Below are 18,131 nucleotides of genomic sequence, written 5' to 3'. Positions count from 1 at the left end.
AGTATAGCACAGCTACGGCATGGCTCGGTCATTTATACTACTTCAAAGATCGACGCCCTGAGGGGATTACCGCCAAGCGACGGATTCGCCGATATTGCTCAAGCGATTTAAGCCTTTAACATCCAGTGATACCTTGGGGTTCATGCCGACTTGTAACTCCTTGGGTTGGCCGGAAAGGGTGGCAGTTTCTTGCCCACGGGTTTCAATGATGTTGGTCATCGACTTTAAACTCGATTCGGTGATCCCGAATTGAAAGGCAGGCCACTTGCCAACCCCCATGATCCCCTGTAAACGCCGCCTCTATCGTCTTCGGGCGAGATTCTCTCGTGGGAGGTTACCGGGGTCGCGATCCCGGGCCGGACCACGCAACAAAATCCGGGTGAGACGCGTTTCACCCTAGTTGAAAGGAAAACCAAATGGCCAAGAAGCTTGCTGGTACAATGAAACTGCAGGTTCCTGCAGGTCAGGCGAACCCGTCGCCGCCAGTTGGTCCGGCGCTGGGTCAGCGCGGCATCAACATCATGGAATTCTGCAAGGCGTTCAACGCCAAGACCGCAGATATGGAGCCCGGCGCGCCGTGCCCGACCGTGATCACCTACTATCAGGACAAGTCCTTCACCATGGACATCAAGACGCCGCCCGCGTCTTATTACCTGAAAAAAGCTGCTGGTCTTAAGCCGGTCGGTAAGCGTAACCGCCCCCGCGGCGCGGAAAACCCAGGTCGCGAGACCGTGGCAACCGTGACCTCCAAGCAGGTTCGTGAAATCGCCGAAGCCAAAATGAAAGATCTGAACGCCAACGACGTCGAAGGCGCAATGCAGATCATCCTGGGCTCGGCCCGCTCCATGGGCATCGAGGTGAAGTAAGATGGCAAAACTCGGTAAACGTACCCGCGCTGCGCGCGAAGCCGTCGCTGGCAAGGAAAACCTGTCGGTGGACGAAGCTGTTGCCCTGGTCAAAGCCAATGCAACTTCGAAATTCGACGAGACTATCGAAATCGCGATGAACCTGGGCGTTGACACCCGTCACGCAGACCAGATGGTGCGCGGCGTTGTCGGCCTGCCGAACGGAACAGGCAAAGACATGCGCGTTGCTGTGTTCGCACGTGGCGCGAAGGCTGACGAAGCGAAAGAAGCAGGCGCGGATATCGTTGGCGCAGAAGACCTGATGGAAACCATTCAGGGCGGTACCATCGAATTTGATCGCTGCATTGCAACCCCGGACATGATGCCGATCGTCGGTCGTCTGGGTAAGGTTCTGGGCCCCCGCAACCTGATGCCGAACCCCAAGGTTGGCACCGTGACCATGGACGTGAAAGCAGCCGTGGAAGCAGCCAAAGGCGGTGAAGTTCAGTTCAAGGCGGAAAAAGGCGGCGTTGTACACGCAGGTGTTGGTAAAGCGTCGTTTGACGAAGCCAAGCTGGTCGAAAACATTCGCGCCTTCGTCTCGGCTGTTGCCCGGGCCAAGCCGTCGGGTGCCAAAGGCACCTACATGAAGAAAATCGCGCTGAGCTCGACCATGGGCCCCGGCGTGACCGTTGATGTGGCAGAAGCTTCGGGCGAATAAGTCTGATCTTCGTCAAAGCAATGTTGCGGGCGGTCCAAACGGACCGCCCGTTTTCGTTTAACTGAACGGCAACGCGGTGTGGCTGGCTGTATCTCCGGTCAGGGTGAAGAAGCTCCGGTCTTCAATGGGCGTCCATTTTCCTGTGCCCTTGTCCAGCGGCTCGGACGCAATGACCTTGCCGCCGTGGTCCAGACCTTCCCCGAAATACAGGGACGGGCTGCGCTGATCGCTGGAATACCGAAAGGCATACAGGTTCTGCCCATCCGAAAAGGCGACGGCCATGCGATCCGGTTGCGTCCGATGACCGTCAAGCGCATCGATCTGACGCAGAGTTGCGACAACAGCGTCCTGCGGCGCATCATCCAGCCCGTTTGCCAGCAGGAGCAGAAACAGAAGCTCTGAATCCGTCGACCCGCGCCGCGCCGCATAAAGTTCGTCCGGCAGTGAGGATTCAAGCCGTCTTCGCAAACGCCCGAACTCGCCAATCTGGCCATTATGCATGAAGGACCATTTGCCAAACGTGAAAGGGTGGCAGTTTGCGCGCGACACTTCGCCGAACGTCGACGCGCGGACATGGGCCAGAAACAGCGAGGATTTTATCATCCTGCAAAGATCGACCAGGTTACCATCCGACCACGCGGGCAGGACATCCCTGTACAGGCCGGGGCGATCCTGGTCTGCGTACCAGGCCATACCAAAGCCATCGCCATTGACGGCAAGTTTAGCTTCGGCCGCGTGCTGGCTTTGCTCCAGCAAGGAATGCTGGGGCCGGATGACGATGTTTTCAAGCGGGATACTTGGTCCGCAATAGGCGGCAATTCTGCACATTTGTTCTGATTCTTCTTGTTTCTGAGAAAAATTGTCGGGTTATAGTCTTGAACTTGGAACAATGTCACGAACTATTTTGCGCTCAGCCCTGAAATTCGACCAAATCAATTGCTCGTCACCGCACTTAATCTTGTGGTTCTGGTCATCCCTTGTTGCGTCTGATTAATCCCAATTTACCTCTTGGAAACCCCGGCCATCTGTCCTAAGTAGACCTGCGGAATAAAGCGTGCGATTCGTCGTGCGCTTTATTTTGTTTCGTCCAAGACGGCGGGTGGTGCCATATGGCCCCTTAATTCCCTGCCTGAGACGGGTAAGACCAAAGAATTCTGAGGGTCCCACCCTCGGGCGAGTTTTGGCCAATCCCGTAACAACGGACCTGAACGCCGGGGCGCAAGCCGCGGCAAATATGAGCCGGGGTGAGAACTCACCCCTAACTTGGAGAGAACTGTGGATAGAGCCCAGAAAGAGAAAGTGGTCGAGGAACTCGGCCAAATCTTCGAAAGCTCTGGCGTCGTAGTGGTTGCCCACTACGCCGGTCTGACAGTTGCCGAGATGCAGGACCTTCGCGCACGTGCACGTGACGCGGGTGGCTCCGTGCGTGTTGCCAAGAACAGGCTCGCCAAAATCGCCCTCGAGGGTAAGCCGTGTGCAAGCATGGCCGACCTGCTGACAGGGATGACCGTTCTGACCTATTCCGAGGACCCCGTGGCAGCAGCCAAGGTGGCCGAGGACTTCGCCAAGGATAACAAGAAATTTGAAATCCTCGGCGGTGCAATGGGCGAGAACGCTCTGGACCGCAAAGGCGTTGAAGCCGTTTCGAAAATGCCGTCTCGCGAGGAGCTTATTGCTTCGATCGTGGGCTGCATTGGCGCACCTGCTTCGAACATCGCCGGCGCGATTGGCGCACCTGCAAGCAATATCGCAAGCATCCTTTCCACCATCGAAGAGAAGGCGGAAGCTGCGTAAGCGGTTGGCACTGAATGATCTGCGTAGGGTACCTACCCTGACGTTGGAACACACATTGTAAACGGAAAGAGCTGATAAAATGGCTGATCTGAAAGCACTCGCAGAAAGCATCGTGGGTCTGACCCTGCTGGAAGCACAAGAACTGAAAACCATCCTCAAAGACGAATACGGCATCGAGCCCGCAGCTGGCGGCGCCGTAATGGTCGCAGCAGCTGGTGGCGACGCCGGTGGCGCAGCTGAGGAAGAAAAAACCGAATTCGACGTCGTTCTGAAGAACGCCGGCGCTTCGAAAATCAACGTGATCAAAGAAGTTCGCGGCATCACCGGTCTGGGCCTGAAAGAAGCCAAGGAACTGGTCGAAGCCGGCGGCAAGATCAAAGAAGGCGTGTCGAAAGACGAAGCCGAAGACGTCAAAGCCAAGCTGGAAGCAGCTGGCGCCGAAGTCGAGCTGGCCTAAGCCTGGTCTCAGGCGCATCGCTGATGCGCCGAAAATTTTGGCTGGATCCGGAGAAATCCGGGTCCAGCCGAACCTGTCTTAGAAAGGGCCTCACGGAATGGGGCGTTTTCTAAGACACGGTTTTCGGATCGGGAGGCCGCCTTCGGGACGGTGGCCACGAATTGATCCGGACGTGTTGTCTCGATTGTGCAAGATGCCGGGGCCCGACGGTGTCTTTGCCCGCTGAGAACATCGAAAGGTGACATCTGACATGGCTCAAACGTTCCTTGGCCAGAAACGTCTTCGTAAATATTACGGCAAAATCCGCGAAGTACTGGAGATGCCGAACCTCATTGAGGTACAGAAATCTTCTTATGATCTTTTCCTGCGCTCCGGCGATGCAGAACAGCCCACAGACGGCGAAGGCATCAAAGGCGTGTTCCAATCGGTTTTCCCGATCAAGGATTTCAACGAAACCTCTGTTTTGGAGTTCGTGAAATACGATCTGGAGAAACCCAAATACGACGTCGAAGAGTGCATGCAGCGCGACATGACCTACAGCGCACCGCTGAAGGTTACCCTGCGCCTGATCGTGTTCGATGTTGATGAGGACACCGGCGCGAAATCGGTAAAAGACATCAAGGAACAGGATGTCTTCATGGGCGACATGCCCCTGATGACCCCGAACGGCACCTTTGTCGTCAACGGCACCGAGCGTGTGATCGTCTCCCAGATGCACCGCTCGCCCGGTGTGTTCTTTGACCACGACAAGGGTAAAACCCATTCCTCGGGCAAGCTGCTGTTTGCCTGCCGCATCATCCCGTATCGCGGCAGCTGGCTGGACTTCGAGTTTGATGCCAAGGATATCGTGTTCGCCCGTATCGACCGCCGCCGCAAACTGCCTGTGACAACCCTGCTTTATGCGCTGGGTCTGGATCAGGAAGCGATCATGGACGCGTATTACAAAACCGTGTCCTACAAGCTGGACAAGAAGAAGGGCTGGGTCACGCCGTTCTTCCCCGAGCGTGTTCGCGGCACCCGTCCGACCTATGACCTGATCGACGCGAAATCAGGTGAGGTGATTGCCGAGGCAGGCAAAAAAGTCACCCCGCGCGCGGTCAAGAAGCTGATCGACGAGGGCACCGTCACAGAACTGCTGGTTCCGTTCGATCACATCGTTGGCAAGTTTGTCGCCAAGGACATCATCAACGAAGAAAACGGCGCGATCTATGTCGAAGCCGGTGACGAACTGACGCTGGAATATGACAAGGATGGCGACCTGATCGGCGGTACCGCGAAGGAACTGATCGACGCGGGCATCACCGATATTCCGGTTCTCGACATCGATAACGTCAATGTCGGACCCTACATGCGCAACACCATGGCGCAGGACAAGAACATGAACCGCGAAAGCGCGCTCATGGATATCTACCGCGTCATGCGTCCGGGTGAACCGCCCACCGTCGAAGCGGCGTCGGCCCTGTTCGACACCCTGTTCTTCGACAGCGAGCGGTATGACCTGTCCGCCGTTGGCCGCGTGAAGATGAACATGCGCCTGGCACTGGACGCGCCGGATACCCTGCGTACCCTGCGCCGCGAAGACATCGTGGCCTGCGTCAAGGCTCTGGTCGAACTGCGCGACGGCAAAGGCGACGTGGACGATATCGACCACCTCGGCAACCGTCGTGTGCGTTCGGTCGGTGAACTGATGGAAAACCAGTACCGCGTCGGTCTGCTGCGCATGGAGCGCGCGATCAAAGAGCGTATGTCGTCGGTCGAGATCGACACCGTCATGCCGCAGGACCTGATCAACGCGAAACCGGCTGCTGCTGCTGTGCGTGAATTCTTCGGCTCGTCGCAGCTGTCGCAGTTCATGGACCAGACCAACCCGCTGTCGGAAGTCACCCACAAACGCCGTCTCTCGGCGCTTGGCCCCGGTGGTCTGACGCGTGAGCGTGCGGGCTTTGAAGTGCGCGACGTGCACCCGACCCACTATGGCCGGATGTGCCCGATTGAAACGCCGGAAGGCCCGAACATCGGTCTGATCAACTCGCTGGCCACCTTCGCCCGCGTGAACAAGTATGGCTTCATCGAAACACCTTACCGCGTCGTCAAGGACGCCGAGGTGACCGATGAGGTTCACTACATGTCCGCGACCGAGGAAATGCGTCACACCGTGGCGCAGGCGAACGCGACGCTGGATAAGAACGGCAAGTTCATCAACGATCTGGTTTCGACCCGTCAGGCAGGCGACTACACCCTTGCTCCGCGCGAGAATGTGGACCTGATCGACGTGTCGCCGAAACAGCTGGTTTCGGTTGCTGCATCGCTGATCCCGTTCCTTGAAAATGACGACGCCAACCGCGCTCTGATGGGCTCGAACATGCAACGTCAGGCGGTTCCGCTGCTGCGGGCCGAGGCACCGCTGGTCGGTACCGGGATCGAGGAGAAGGTCGCGATCGACTCGGGTGCTGCGATTCAGGCGAAACGCGCCGGTATCATCGACCAGGTCGATGCCCAGCGTATCGTTATCCGTGCCACCGAGGATCTGGAACTGGGTGACGCTGGCGTTGACATCTACCGTCTGCGTAAGTTCCAGCGTTCGAACCAGAACACCTGCATCAACCAGCGTCCGCTGATCAAGGTGGGTGACACCGTCCAGAAGGGCGAGGTCATTGCCGACGGTCCGTCGACCGATATGGGTGAACTGGCCTTGGGTAAGAACGTGGTCGTCGCGTTCATGCCGTGGAACGGTTACAACTACGAAGACTCGATCCTGATCTCGGAACGTATCGCGCGTGACGACGTCTTTACCTCGGTCCATATCGAGGAATTCGAAGTCGCCGCCCGTGACACCAAGCTGGGCCCGGAAGAGATCACCCGCGACATCCCCAACGTCGGTGAAGAAGCGCTGCGCAACCTCGACGAGGCGGGCATCGTTTACATCGGCGCGGATGTTGAGCCGGGCGATATTCTGGTCGGCAAGATCACTCCGAAGGGCGAAAGCCCGATGACCCCGGAAGAAAAGCTGCTGCGCGCCATCTTTGGTGAAAAAGCATCTGATGTGCGCGACACCTCGTTGCGCGTGAAGCCGGGCGATTACGGTACGGTCGTCGAGGTTCGCGTCTTCAACCGTCACGGTGTCGAGAAAGACGAGCGTGCGCTGCAGATCGAGCGTGAGGAAGTCGAACGTCTGGCCCGTGACCGGGACGACGAGCTGGCGATCCTTGACCGCAACATCTATGCGCGTCTGCAAGGTCTGATCCTGGGTAAAACCGCTGTCAAAGGCCCGAAAGGTGTCAAGGCAGGGTCGGTGATCACCGAGGATCTGCTGGACACCCTGACCCGTGGTCAATGGTGGCAGCTGGCGCTGGAAGACGAGCAGGACGCACAGATCGTCGAGGCCCTGAACGAGCAATACGAAGTGCAAAAGCGCGCTCTGGACGCCCGTTTTGAAGACAAGGTCGAGAAAGTCCGCCGTGGCGACGACCTGCCGCCGGGTGTGATGAAGATGGTCAAAGTCTTCATCGCCGTGAAGCGCAAGTTGCAGCCGGGCGACAAGATGGCCGGTCGTCACGGGAACAAAGGTGTGATCTCCAAGGTTGTTCCGATGGAAGACATGCCGTTCCTGGCCGATGGGACCCCGGTCGACTTCTGTCTGAACCCGCTGGGTGTGCCTTCGCGTATGAACGTTGGTCAGATCCTTGAAACCCACATGGGTTGGGCCGCGCGCGGTCTGGGTCTGAACATCGATGAAGCTCTGGGTGAATACCGCCGTTCCGGCGACCTGACCCCGGTGCGCGAGGCGATGAAGCTGGCCTATGGCGAAGATGTCTACGAAGAAGGCATCACCGGCATGGACGAGGAAACGCTGGTCGAAGCAGCGGGCAACGTGACCCGCGGTGTTCCGATCGCAACCCCGGTCTTTGACGGTGCCAAAGAGGCTGACGTCAACGACGCGCTGGTGCGTGCGGGCTTCTCGGAAAGCGGACAGTCGGTTCTGTTCGACGGTCGTACGGGTGAGCAATTTGCGCGTCCGGTGACCGTGGGCATCAAGTACCTGCTGAAACTGCACCACCTTGTGGACGATAAGATCCACGCGCGTTCGACCGGCCCCTACAGCCTGGTTACCCAGCAGCCGCTGGGTGGTAAGGCGCAGTTCGGTGGTCAGCGCTTTGGTGAGATGGAGGTCTGGGCTCTGGAAGCTTACGGCGCCGCCTACACCCTGCAAGAGATGCTGACGGTGAAGTCGGATGACGTCGCCGGCCGGACCAAGGTCTATGAGTCGATCGTCAAGGGCGAGGATAACTTTGAAGCGGGCGTACCGGAATCGTTCAACGTTCTGGTGAAAGAAGTCCGCGGCCTCGGCCTGAATATGGAACTCCTGGATGCGGAGGTCGATGAGTGACGAAGGGATGCCGGGCTGAAGCCCGGCCTACCATCTGATCCGGCGTAGGCCGGGCTTCAGCCCGGCTTTGCGTGACCCCCGCACCCTCTAACTCTGAGGTAAAGAGATGAACCAGGAAATCACCAACAACCCGTTCAACCCGCTGACGCCCCCGAAGGTTTTCGACGAGATCAAGGTCTCGCTGGCGTCGCCCGAGCGGATCCTGTCTTGGTCCTATGGCGAGATCAAGAAACCTGAAACCATCAACTACCGGACGTTCAAGCCTGAACGCGACGGTCTGTTCTGCGCGCGTATCTTTGGCCCGATCAAAGATTACGAATGTCTGTGCGGCAAATATAAGCGGATGAAGTATCGCGGCGTTGTCTGCGAGAAATGCGGTGTGGAAGTCACTCTGCAGAAAGTCCGCCGCGAGCGTATGGGCCACATCGAACTGGCCGCGCCCGTTGCACATATCTGGTTCCTGAAATCGCTGCCGTCCCGCATCGGTCTGATGCTGGACATGACGCTGCGCGATCTGGAACGCGTTCTGTACTTTGAAAACTACGTCGTCATCGAGCCCGGTCTGACCGACCTGACCTACGGCCAGATGCTGACCGAAGAAGAGTATATGGATGCGCAGGATGCCTTTGGCATGGACGCGTTCACCGCCAATATCGGTGCCGAAGCCATCCGTGAGATGCTGGCCCAGATCGATCTGGAAGCCGAAGCCGAGCAGCTGCGCGCTGATCTGGCCGAAGCCACAGGCGAGTTGAAGCCCAAGAAGATCATCAAGCGTCTGAAGGTTGTTGAATCCTTCCTCGAGTCGGGCAACCGTCCCGAATGGATGGTCATGACCGTGATCCCGGTCATCCCGCCGGAACTGCGTCCGCTGGTTCCGCTGGATGGTGGCCGTTTCGCGACGTCGGATCTGAACGATCTTTATCGCCGCGTGATCAACCGGAACAACCGTCTGAAACGTCTGATCGAACTGCGCGCGCCTGACATCATCGTCCGCAACGAAAAGCGGATGTTGCAGGAATCCGTTGACGCCCTGTTTGACAACGGCCGTCGTGGCCGGGTGATCACCGGCGCCAACAAGCGTCCGCTGAAATCGCTGTCGGACATGCTGAAAGGCAAGCAGGGTCGCTTCCGTCAGAACCTTCTGGGGAAACGCGTCGACTTCTCGGGCCGTTCGGTCATCGTGACCGGACCGGAGCTTAAGCTGCACCAGTGTGGTCTGCCCAAGAAGATGGCGTTGGAGCTGTTCAAGCCGTTCATCTACTCGCGCCTTGAAGCCAAAGGTCTGTCTTCGACCGTGAAACAGGCGAAGAAACTGGTCGAGAAAGAGCGTCCCGAAGTTTGGGATATCCTCGACGAGGTGATCCGCGAACACCCTGTCATGCTGAACCGTGCGCCGACACTGCACCGTCTTGGCATTCAGGCGTTCGAACCGGTCCTGATCGAAGGCAAAGCGATCCAGCTGCACCCGCTGGTCTGTTCGGCCTTCAACGCCGACTTCGACGGCGACCAGATGGCCGTTCACGTCCCGCTGAGCCTTGAGGCACAGCTGGAAGCCCGTGTTCTGATGATGTCGACGAACAACGTTCTGTCGCCTGCAAACGGCGCGCCGATCATCGTTCCGTCGCAGGACATGATCCTGGGTCTGTACTATGTGTCGCTGGAACGTGCGGGCATGCCGGGCGAAGGCAAGGTCTTTGGTTCGATCGACGAAGTTCAGCACGCGCTGGATGCGGGTGAGGTGCATTTGCACACCAAAATCACCGCGCGGATCACGCAGATCGACGAAGAAGGCAACGAAGTTCAGAAGCGCTATGAAACCACTCCGGGCCGTCTGCGTCTGGGTGCCCTGCTGCCGATGAACAACAAGGCACCGTTCGATCTGGTCAACCGCCTGCTGCGGAAGAAAGAAGTGCAGCAGGTTATCGACACCGTCTACCGCTACTGCGGTCAGAAAGAGTCGGTTATCTTCTGTGACCAGATCATGTCGATGGGCTTCAAAGAAGCGTTCAGGGCGGGCATCTCGTTCGGCAAGGACGACATGGTCATTCCAGACGACAAATGGGGCATCGTTGATGACACCCGCGATCAGGTGAAAGACTTCGAACAGCAGTACATGGACGGCCTGATCACTCAGGGCGAAAAGTACAACAAGGTTGTCGATGCCTGGTCGAAGTGTAACGACCGTGTGACCGAGGCGATGATGAGCACCATCTCGAACGTCGCCAAGGCCGAAGACGGGTCTGACATGGAACCGAACTCGGTCTACATGATGGCCCACTCCGGTGCGCGGGGCTCGGTCACTCAGATGAAACAGCTGGGCGGTATGCGCGGCCTGATGGCCAAGCCGAACGGTGACATCATCGAGACGCCGATCATCTCGAACTTCAAGGAAGGTCTGACCGTTCTTGAATACTTCAACTCGACCCACGGTGCCCGTAAGGGTCTGTCGGATACCGCTCTGAAGACGGCGAACTCGGGTTACCTGACCCGTCGTCTGGTGGACGTGGCGCAGGACTGCATCGTTCGTGAGATCGATTGTGGCACCGAACGCGCAATCACGGCCGAAGCCGCAGTCAACGACGGTGAGGTTGTCGCCTCGCTGGCCGAGCGTATCCTGGGCCGTGTGGCGGCTGACGATATCCTGCGTCCGGGTACGGATGAGGTGCTTGTTGCGGCTGGTCAGCTGATCGACGAACGTATGGCAGACACCATCGACGAAGCGGGCGTTCAGTCGACCCGCATCCGCTCACCTCTGACCTGCGAGTCTGAGGAAGGCGTCTGTGCCACCTGCTACGGTCGTGACCTTGCTCGCGGTACCATGGTGAACACGGGTGAGGCTGTCGGCATCATCGCCGCCCAGTCCATCGGTGAACCCGGTACACAGCTGACGATGCGGACCTTCCACATCGGTGGTGTTGCGCAAGGTGGTCAGCAGTCGTTCCAGGAAGCCAGCCAGGCTGGCGTCGTATCCTTCGAGAACCCGCAGATCCTGGTCAATGCCGCAGGCGAAAGCCTTGTCATGGGCCGCAACATGAAGCTGGTGATCAAGGACGATCACGGCGAAGAGCGCGCCAGCCACAAGCTGGGCTACGGCTCCAAGCTGTTCGTCAAGGAAGGCACCAAGGTGGCCCGCGGCGACAAGCTGTTCGAATGGGATCCCTACACCCTGCCGATCATCGCCGAGAAAGCCGGTACCACCAAATACGTCGATCTGGTTTCGGGCCTTGCCGTCCGTGACGAGACCGACGAAGCAACCGGCATGACCCAGAAGATCGTGATCGACTGGCGCGCCGCCCCCCGTGGCAGCGACCTCAAGCCCGAGATCATTCTGGTCGGTGACGATGGCGAACCGGTCCGCAACGATGCGGGCAACCCGGTTCACTATCCGATGTCGGTGGATGCGATCCTGTCGGTCGAAGATGGCCAGAAGATCGAAGCCGGTGACGTTGTTGCGCGTATTCCGCGTGAAGGTGCCAAGACCAAGGACATCACCGGTGGTCTGCCGCGTGTGGCCGAACTGTTCGAAGCCCGCCGTCCGAAAGATCACGCGATCATCGCAGAAGCTGATGGTTACGTGCGCTTTGGCCGCGACTACAAGAACAAGCGCCGCATCAGCATCGAACCGGCTGACGAGTCGCTGGAACCCATCGAGTACATGGTACCCAAGGGCAAGCACATCCCTGTTGTCGAAGGCGACTTCGTTCAGAAGGGCGACTACATCATGGACGGTAACCCGGCCCCGCATGACATCCTGTCCATCATGGGTGTCGAGGCGCTGGCGAACTACATGATCGACGAAGTGCAGGACGTGTATCGTCTGCAAGGCGTGAAGATCAACGACAAGCACATCGAAGTCATCGTGCGCCAGATGCTGCAGAAGTGGGAGATCCTGGATTCAGGCGACACCACCCTGCTGAAAGGCGAACATGTCGACAAGCAGGAGTTCGACGCAGCCAACGAAAAGACCATCGCCCGCGGTGGTCGTCCGGCACAGGGCGAGCCGATCCTTCTGGGGATCACCAAGGCTTCGTTGCAGACGCGTTCGTTCATCTCGGCGGCGTCGTTCCAGGAAACCACCCGCGTACTGACCGAAGCGTCCGTGCAGGGCAAAAAGGACAAGCTGGTCGGCCTGAAAGAGAACGTCATCGTTGGTCGCCTGATCCCCGCCGGTACCGGTGGGGCAACTCAGGCCGTCCGCCACATCGCCCAGTCGCGCGACAATGTGGTGATCGAAGCCCGCCGGGAAGAGGCCGAAGCGGCCGCTGCCCTGGCTGCGCCGATCATGGATGATGATCTGGTCGGGGATGAGCTGGACGTTCTGGTGGAAACACCCGAAAGCCGCGAGTAATCGCCCGATTGACAAGTTTAGGAAGGCCCCGCGATTTCGCGGGGCCTTTCGTTTTTGCAGGGCTGAAACGCGCACCACGCTTAAGGCGGTTCCAGACCACTGGAATATCGCGCTCGCCGTATGAGACCTGCAATAACAGTAGGGTTTTTCTGGTTTAGCCTAAACTGTGCTACCATCCGCCATGAGTTCACACAGGTGACGGGGGTGGATGATGAGAGCTGTCACAAAGTTGTCGCGCGTATTTTCGGTTTTCGGTCTGGGCCTGATGGCCGCCTGCACGGACTATGCCTATGTGGGGATGCCACCGGGCCAGCCATCGCGTGAGATCGTGATCCCGAACGGCACGACGCGCCTGATCCCGATCTCCGGATCGATCGTCGGGTTGGCTTATGATGAGCCGCGACGGCGGATCTTCCTGCGCAATCTTCCCGGCACCCAACTACAGGAGTTGGACCGAAATGGCCGTGTCCTGCGTACCTTTGCGGCACAGCGGGTTCCGGCCGGATGCGGTGGCATCACACCTGACGAGTTTCCCATCAAGGAATGCGGGTTGGCCCTTCGGGGAAGCGACGGGCATTTGTTCCTCGACCATCCGAACGGGGTGATGATCGCGGAACTGACCCGCGACGGGCAATTTGTGCGCAACATAACCCTCAGCCAGCCACAGGGGCCGATTGGCGGGCTGGCCTTTGATGAAACGACCGGCACGCTTTATGTGCTGTTCATCCGCAATCGCCTGATCGCCGAGGTGGATTTGAACGGCACGGTCCTAAGGACAATCCGGGCGACCAATCCATCGGTCGGCGCAGCGGTGCAGATCGAACGCTTTGGCCTTGGCATCAATTCCAAACGCCGCGAGCTTTATGTTGCGCTTCAGAACGGAAACCAGCTTGGCGTTCTGGACATGTCCGGCGGGTTGATCGCAACGTACACGCTCAGCGCCGGGGTGGCTGTGGAAGGGATCGGAGGCGGTCGGGTCTCCGGTCTCTGATACAGGTTCAGCGGGTGGTTTCGACACGCTCTGCACGCGTCGGAGCGTAATTCTTGCGCTGATCTGATTTGATGCGTTGACAGGCGGCTGTCCGATTGGGCCAATGGCCCGATCACTCTGCGCAGGGCCAAATCTGACATGAACCCAAACACCAAAGGTGCCTTGCTGATGATGGGCAGCATGGCGGCCTTCACCCTGAACGACACTTTGGTCAAGGTCGCGCTTCGGGATCTGCCATTGTTCCAACTGGTGGCCATGCGGGGCGTCCTGGCCGTTTTCCTTGTCTACGGTCTTGCCCGTTATCTGGGGGCGCTGCACCTCAATTTCTCAAACCACGACCGGTGGCTGGTTGCGCTGCGCAGTCTGGCCGAACTGTCGGCCACCTTCTTTTTCCTGACAGCGCTCAAGAACATGCCGCTTGCCAATGTGACGGCCATTCTGCAGGCGCTGCCCCTGACCGTGACGCTGGGCGCGGCGCTGGTCTTCTCCGAACAGGTGGGCTGGCGGCGCATATTGGCGATTGCCATTGGTTTTGGCGGCATGGTTTTGATCGTCAGACCCGGTCCTGACGGCTTCAGCCTGTATTCCATCTACGCGCTGATCGCAGTGGCTTCGATCACGGTTCGCGATCTGGTGACGCGACGCATGTCGCCCCAGGTTCCGTCAATGGTGGTGACGTTGGCGACCTCTCTCTCAATCACGGTGGCCGCAGCCATTGCATCGGTGTTTGAAGGATGGGTTCCGGTTTCCGGCGCTGCGGGTTCTCTGGTTGCGGCGGCGGCCGTGTTCGTCCTGATGGGCTATCTGTTCAGCGTCATGGTCATGCGTCAGGGCGATGTCGGGTTCATCGCGCCGTTTCGCTATTCCAGCCTGATCTGGGCCCTGGGGTTGGGCTGGGCCGTATTCGATGAATGGCCTGACGGTCTGACCATGCTGGGTGCGACACTTATCGTGGCCGCCGGATTGTTTACGCTGTTCCGGGAACGCGCGCGTCGGGAAGCGGCGTGAACCTGCGTGACACGGCTCTGAACACTGGTTATCCGAAGGCGAAACCCAGCCTCCGGTTGCGGGCTTGGTTCGGCATTGGCACTTCTGGTGCAGGGCGGTTTTATGAACCCGGTAAAGCCCGCGCACCCACTTCGGCACGGCCCGGATCAGCCTATTGCCGGGCAACCGGTATCGTGCTGTTGACACTCGGGCCGACTCCCCCTATTACGCGCGTCATCTCGGTGACGGGGGCCGCCCCATAGCCGATTCCAGTAATGAGCTGGTCAAGGCCCGGACAATTTTGCAGTTCGCGCCCTCTGAGAAACAACCGCGACGTTCACCTCGGAATGGGAACGCTCGTGGATTTTGCGCTTGTGGACGCATAAGCGCAGCGAAGTTAGCCGCACGCAGCCCGCGTGCATGTCATGTGTGTTGCAAAACGGGGAAGAAACCGGAATGCCAACTATTCAACAGCTGATCCGCAAACCGCGGCAGCCCAAAGTAAAACGCTCGAAGTCCATGCACCTGGAGCAGTGCCCGCAGAAACGCGGCGTCTGCACACGTGTTTACACCACCACACCGAAGAAACCGAACTCGGCTATGCGTAAGGTTGCCAAGGTGCGCCTGACCAACGGGTTCGAGGTCATCTCGTACATCCCCGGTGAAAGCCACAACCTTCAGGAACACTCGGTTGTTCTGATCCGTGGCGGCCGTGTGAAAGACCTTCCCGGTGTGCGTTACCACATCCTGCGCGGTGTTCTGGATACTCAGGGCGTCAAAGACCGTAAGCAACGCCGTTCGAAATACGGCGCGAAGCGTCCCAAGTAAGAAGGAGAGGCTGATATGTCACGTCGTCACGCCGCCGAAAAACGCGAAGTCCTGCCTGACGCCAAGTTTGGCGATAAGGTTCTGACCAAATTCATGAACAACCTGATGATCGACGGCAAGAAGTCGGTCGCCGAGCGCATCGTCTACAACGCCTTCGACCGCGTTGAGAACAAGATCAAGCGCGCGCCCGTCGAAGTGTTCCACGAAGCACTCGACAACATCAAACCGTCGGTCGAGGTTCGCTCGCGCCGGGTTGGTGGTGCAACCTATCAGGTTCCGGTCGAAGTCCGCCCCGAGCGCCGCGAAGCACTGGCCATCCGCTGGCTGATCACCGCTGCGCGCGGCCGCAATGAAAACACCATGGAAGAACGCCTCGCCGGTGAACTGCTGGACGCTGTACAGTCCCGCGGTACCGCCGTGAAGAAGCGCGAAGACACCCACAAGATGGCCGAGGCGAACAAAGCCTTCAGCCATTACCGTTGGTAATCCCAGAGGCTTATCCAAATGGCACGCGAATATCCGCTCGAACTATACCGTAACTTCGGTATCATGGCGCACATCGACGCAGGTAAGACCACCTGCTCGGAGCGTATCCTGTATTACACTGGTAAATCCCACAACATCGGTGAGGTGCACGATGGTGCAGCCACCATGGACTGGATGGAGCAGGAGCAGGAACGCGGCATCACCATCACTTCGGCTGCGACCACCACCTTCTGGGAACGCACCGAAGACGGTCAGACCGCCGATACCCCCAAGCACCGCCTGAACATCATCGACACCCCCGGCCACGTTGACTTCACCATCGAAGTCGAACGCTCGCTGGCGGTTCTCGACGGTGCCGTCTGCGTTCTGGACGCAAACGCCGGTGTTGAACCCCAGACCGAAACCGTGTGGCGTCAGGCTGACCGCTACAAGGTTCCGCGTATGGTTTTCGTCAACAAGATGGACAAGATCGGCGCAGACTTCTTCAACTGCGTTCGCATGATCGAAGACCGCACCGGCGCACGCGCTGTTCCGGTTGGTATTCCGATCGGTGCCGAAACCGAGCTGGAAGGCCTGGTTGATCTGGTCACCATGGAAGAGTGGCTGTGGCAGGGCGAAGACCTTGGTGCAAGCTGGGTCAAAGCTCCGATCCGCGACAGCCTGAAAGACATGGCTGACGAATGGCGCGGCAAGATGATCGAAGCGGCCGTCGAAGAAGACGACGACGCGATGATGGCCTATCTGGAAGGCGAAGAGCCCGACGTTCCGACCCTGCGCAAACTGCTGCGCAAAGGCACGCTGGCGCTGCATTTCGTTCCCGTTCTGGGTGGCTCGGCGTTCAAGAACAAAGGCGTTCAGCCGCTGCTCAACGCTGTGATCGACTATCTGCCCAGCCCGCTGGACGTTGTTGATTACATGGGCTTCAAACCCGGCGACGAGGAAGAAGTTCGTAACATCGCACGTCGTGCCGATGACGACATGGCCTTCTCGGGTCTGGCGTTCAAAATCATGAACGACCCCTTCGTTGGTTCGCTGACCTTCACCCGCGTTTACTCGGGCACCATGAACAAGGGCGACTCGATCCTGAACTCGACCAAAGGCAAGAAAGAGCGCATCGGTCGTATGATGATGATGCACTCCAACAACCGGGAAGAGATCGAAGAAGCGTTTGCAGGCGACATCATCGCGCTGGCGGGTCTGAAAGACACCACCACCGGTGACACTCTGTGCGATGCGAAGGATCCGGTGGTTCTGGAAACCATGACCTTCCCCGATCCGGTGATCGAGATCGCGGTCGAGCCCAAAACCAAGGGCGACCAGGAAAAGATGTCTCAGGGTCTGGCCCGTCTGGCCGCCGAAGACCCGTCCTTCCGCGTGGAAACCGACCTGGAATCGGGTCAGACCATCATGAAGGGCATGGGCGAACTTCACCTGGACATCCTGGTGGACCGTCTCAAGCGCGAGTTCAAGGTCGAAGCCAACATCGGTGCGCCTCAGGTGGCTTATCGTGAAACCATCTCGATGCCGGTCGAACACACCTACACCCACAAGAAACAGTCGGGTGGTTCGGGTCAGTTCGCCGAAGTCAAGCTGGAGATCCAGCCCACCGAGGCAGGCGAAGGTTACTCGTTCGAAAGCCGCATCGTTGGTGGTGCCGTTCCGAAGGAATACATCCCCGGTGTTGAAAAAGGCATCAACTCGGTCATGGACAGCGGCCCTCTGGCTGGCTTCCCGGTGATCGACTTCAAGGTTGCCCTGCTGGACGGTAAGTTCCACGACGTTGACTCGAGCGTTCTGGCGTTCGAAATCGCGGCCCGTATGTGTATGCGTGAAGGCATGCGCAAAGCTGGCGCGAAGCTGCTGGAACCGATCATGAAGGTCGAAGTGATCACCCCGGAAGAATATACCGGCGGTATCATCGGCGACCTGACCTCGCGTCGGGGCCAGGTGTCTGGTCAGGAACCGCGCGGCAACGCGATCGCGATCGATGCGTTTGTTCCGCTGGCGAACATGTTCGGCTACATCAACACCCTGCGTTCGATGTCGTCGGGCCGCGCCCAGTTCACCATGCAGTTCGACCACTACGATCCGGTTCCGCAGAACATCTCGGACGAGATCCAGGCGAAATACGCATAAGCGACGATTTGAGGGAGCGCCGTTCCGGGGCTCCCTTCATTACAGAAAAAGGAGGCCATCATGGCAAAGGAAAAGTTTGAGCGTACAAAACCGCACGTCAACATCGGCACGATTGGGCATGTTGACCACGGCAAGACGACGCTGACCGCAG

14 protein-coding genes are annotated in these 18,131 nt (G+C 58.6%); 12 read left to right on the top strand and 2 right to left on the bottom strand.

The window, feature by feature from the left end:
• Positions 1-66: 66 nt before the first annotated feature.
• Positions 67-279 carry a hypothetical protein gene (locus ACR0AD_RS18285; protein ID WP_480484696.1) on the bottom strand — a complete coding sequence of 71 codons (213 nt, stop codon included), beginning with the start codon at positions 277-279 and terminating at the stop codon, positions 67-69.
• Positions 280-416: 137 nt separating this feature from the next.
• Between ACR0AD_RS18285 and rplK the strand changes: the two genes are divergently transcribed.
• Together rplK and rplA are read left to right on the top strand one after the other, a co-directional pair.
• A complete protein-coding gene (rplK, locus tag ACR0AD_RS18280) occupies positions 417-866 on the top strand; it encodes a 50S ribosomal protein L11 (RefSeq protein WP_010440985.1) in 450 nt (149 codons plus the stop codon).
• A gap of 1 nt (position 867) precedes the next feature.
• Complete coding sequence (gene rplA, locus ACR0AD_RS18275) at positions 868-1,566, top strand: 50S ribosomal protein L1 (protein WP_209507781.1); 699 nt, start codon at positions 868-870, stop codon at positions 1,564-1,566.
• Positions 1,567-1,623: 57 nt separating this feature from the next.
• Here rplA and ACR0AD_RS18270 read toward each other — a convergent pair whose 3' ends face one another.
• On the bottom strand, positions 1,624-2,394 hold the full coding sequence (locus tag ACR0AD_RS18270) for a class II glutamine amidotransferase (protein ID WP_480488896.1): 771 nt from the start codon (positions 2,392-2,394) through the stop codon (positions 1,624-1,626).
• A 447-nt stretch (positions 2,395-2,841) separates the two neighbouring features.
• Here ACR0AD_RS18270 and rplJ point away from each other — a divergent pair, with 447 nt between their 5' ends.
• From rplJ to ACR0AD_RS18220, 10 genes are all read left to right on the top strand, one after another.
• Positions 2,842-3,360, top strand: coding sequence for a 50S ribosomal protein L10 (rplJ, locus tag ACR0AD_RS18265; RefSeq protein WP_209507785.1), 519 nt, complete (start codon positions 2,842-2,844; stop codon positions 3,358-3,360).
• Positions 3,361-3,439: 79 nt separating this feature from the next.
• Positions 3,440-3,817, top strand: a complete 378-nt coding sequence (rplL, locus tag ACR0AD_RS18260) for a 50S ribosomal protein L7/L12 (RefSeq protein ID WP_209507787.1) — start codon at positions 3,440-3,442, stop codon at positions 3,815-3,817.
• Between the two features lie 250 nt (positions 3,818-4,067).
• Positions 4,068-8,204: a DNA-directed RNA polymerase subunit beta gene (gene rpoB / locus ACR0AD_RS18255; protein ID WP_480488898.1), complete on the top strand. Its 4,137-nt coding sequence runs from the start codon at positions 4,068-4,070 to the stop codon at positions 8,202-8,204.
• Positions 8,205-8,310: 106 nt separating this feature from the next.
• Positions 8,311-12,552 (top strand): DNA-directed RNA polymerase subunit beta', encoded by a 4,242-nt coding sequence (gene rpoC / locus ACR0AD_RS18250; protein WP_480488900.1) that lies wholly within the window; start codon positions 8,311-8,313, stop codon positions 12,550-12,552.
• A 211-nt stretch (positions 12,553-12,763) separates the two neighbouring features.
• Entirely contained in the window at positions 12,764-13,543 is a 780-nt protein-coding gene (locus ACR0AD_RS18245) for a hypothetical protein (RefSeq protein ID WP_480488901.1), read from the top strand.
• 138 nt (positions 13,544-13,681) lie between these two features.
• Positions 13,682-14,551 carry a DMT family transporter gene (locus ACR0AD_RS18240; protein WP_209598266.1) on the top strand — a complete coding sequence of 290 codons (870 nt, stop codon included), beginning with the start codon at positions 13,682-13,684 and terminating at the stop codon, positions 14,549-14,551.
• A 435-nt stretch (positions 14,552-14,986) separates the two neighbouring features.
• Positions 14,987-15,358, top strand: a complete 372-nt coding sequence (gene rpsL, locus ACR0AD_RS18235) for a 30S ribosomal protein S12 (RefSeq protein WP_005621086.1) — start codon at positions 14,987-14,989, stop codon at positions 15,356-15,358.
• Between the two features lie 15 nt (positions 15,359-15,373).
• Positions 15,374-15,844, top strand: coding sequence for a 30S ribosomal protein S7 (rpsG, locus tag ACR0AD_RS18230; protein ID WP_039529242.1), 471 nt, complete (start codon positions 15,374-15,376; stop codon positions 15,842-15,844).
• Positions 15,845-15,862: 18 nt separating this feature from the next.
• Complete coding sequence (fusA, locus tag ACR0AD_RS18225; protein WP_480484702.1) at positions 15,863-17,980, top strand: elongation factor G; 2,118 nt, start codon at positions 15,863-15,865, stop codon at positions 17,978-17,980.
• A 60-nt stretch (positions 17,981-18,040) separates the two neighbouring features.
• Positions 18,041-18,131, top strand: a 91-nt coding sequence (locus ACR0AD_RS18220) for a GTP-binding protein (protein ID WP_215675807.1), incomplete at its 3' end; no start/stop codon positions are given.

The organism is Ruegeria sp. BH8 (assembly GCF_056538065.1).
Note: the sequence above shows the minus strand (reverse complement) of the source record. Positions and strands in the feature narration are given on the sequence as shown.

Bases quoted from the DNA above. Each gene is read 5' to 3' on its own strand.
- rpsL (WP_005621086.1), top strand. From the start codon at position 14,987: ATGCCAACTATTCAACAGCTGATCCGCAAACCGCGGCAGCCCAAAGTA.
- rpoC (WP_480488900.1), top strand. From the start codon at position 8,311: ATGAACCAGGAAATCACCAACAACCCGTTCAACCCGCTGACGCCCCCG.
- ACR0AD_RS18240 (WP_209598266.1), top strand. From the start codon at position 13,682: ATGAACCCAAACACCAAAGGTGCCTTGCTGATGATGGGCAGCATGGCG.
- rpsG (WP_039529242.1), top strand. From the start codon at position 15,374: ATGTCACGTCGTCACGCCGCCGAAAAACGCGAAGTCCTGCCTGACGCC.
- rpoB (WP_480488898.1), top strand. From the start codon at position 4,068: ATGGCTCAAACGTTCCTTGGCCAGAAACGTCTTCGTAAATATTACGGC.
- ACR0AD_RS18285 (WP_480484696.1), bottom strand. From the start codon at position 279: ATGGGGGTTGGCAAGTGGCCTGCCTTTCAATTCGGGATCACCGAATCG.
- ACR0AD_RS18245 (WP_480488901.1), top strand. From the start codon at position 12,764: ATGAGAGCTGTCACAAAGTTGTCGCGCGTATTTTCGGTTTTCGGTCTG.
- rplA (WP_209507781.1), top strand. From the start codon at position 868: ATGGCAAAACTCGGTAAACGTACCCGCGCTGCGCGCGAAGCCGTCGCT.
- rplK (WP_010440985.1), top strand. From the start codon at position 417: ATGGCCAAGAAGCTTGCTGGTACAATGAAACTGCAGGTTCCTGCAGGT.
- rplL (WP_209507787.1), top strand. From the start codon at position 3,440: ATGGCTGATCTGAAAGCACTCGCAGAAAGCATCGTGGGTCTGACCCTG.
- fusA (WP_480484702.1), top strand. From the start codon at position 15,863: ATGGCACGCGAATATCCGCTCGAACTATACCGTAACTTCGGTATCATG.
- ACR0AD_RS18270 (WP_480488896.1), bottom strand. From the start codon at position 2,394: ATGTGCAGAATTGCCGCCTATTGCGGACCAAGTATCCCGCTTGAAAAC.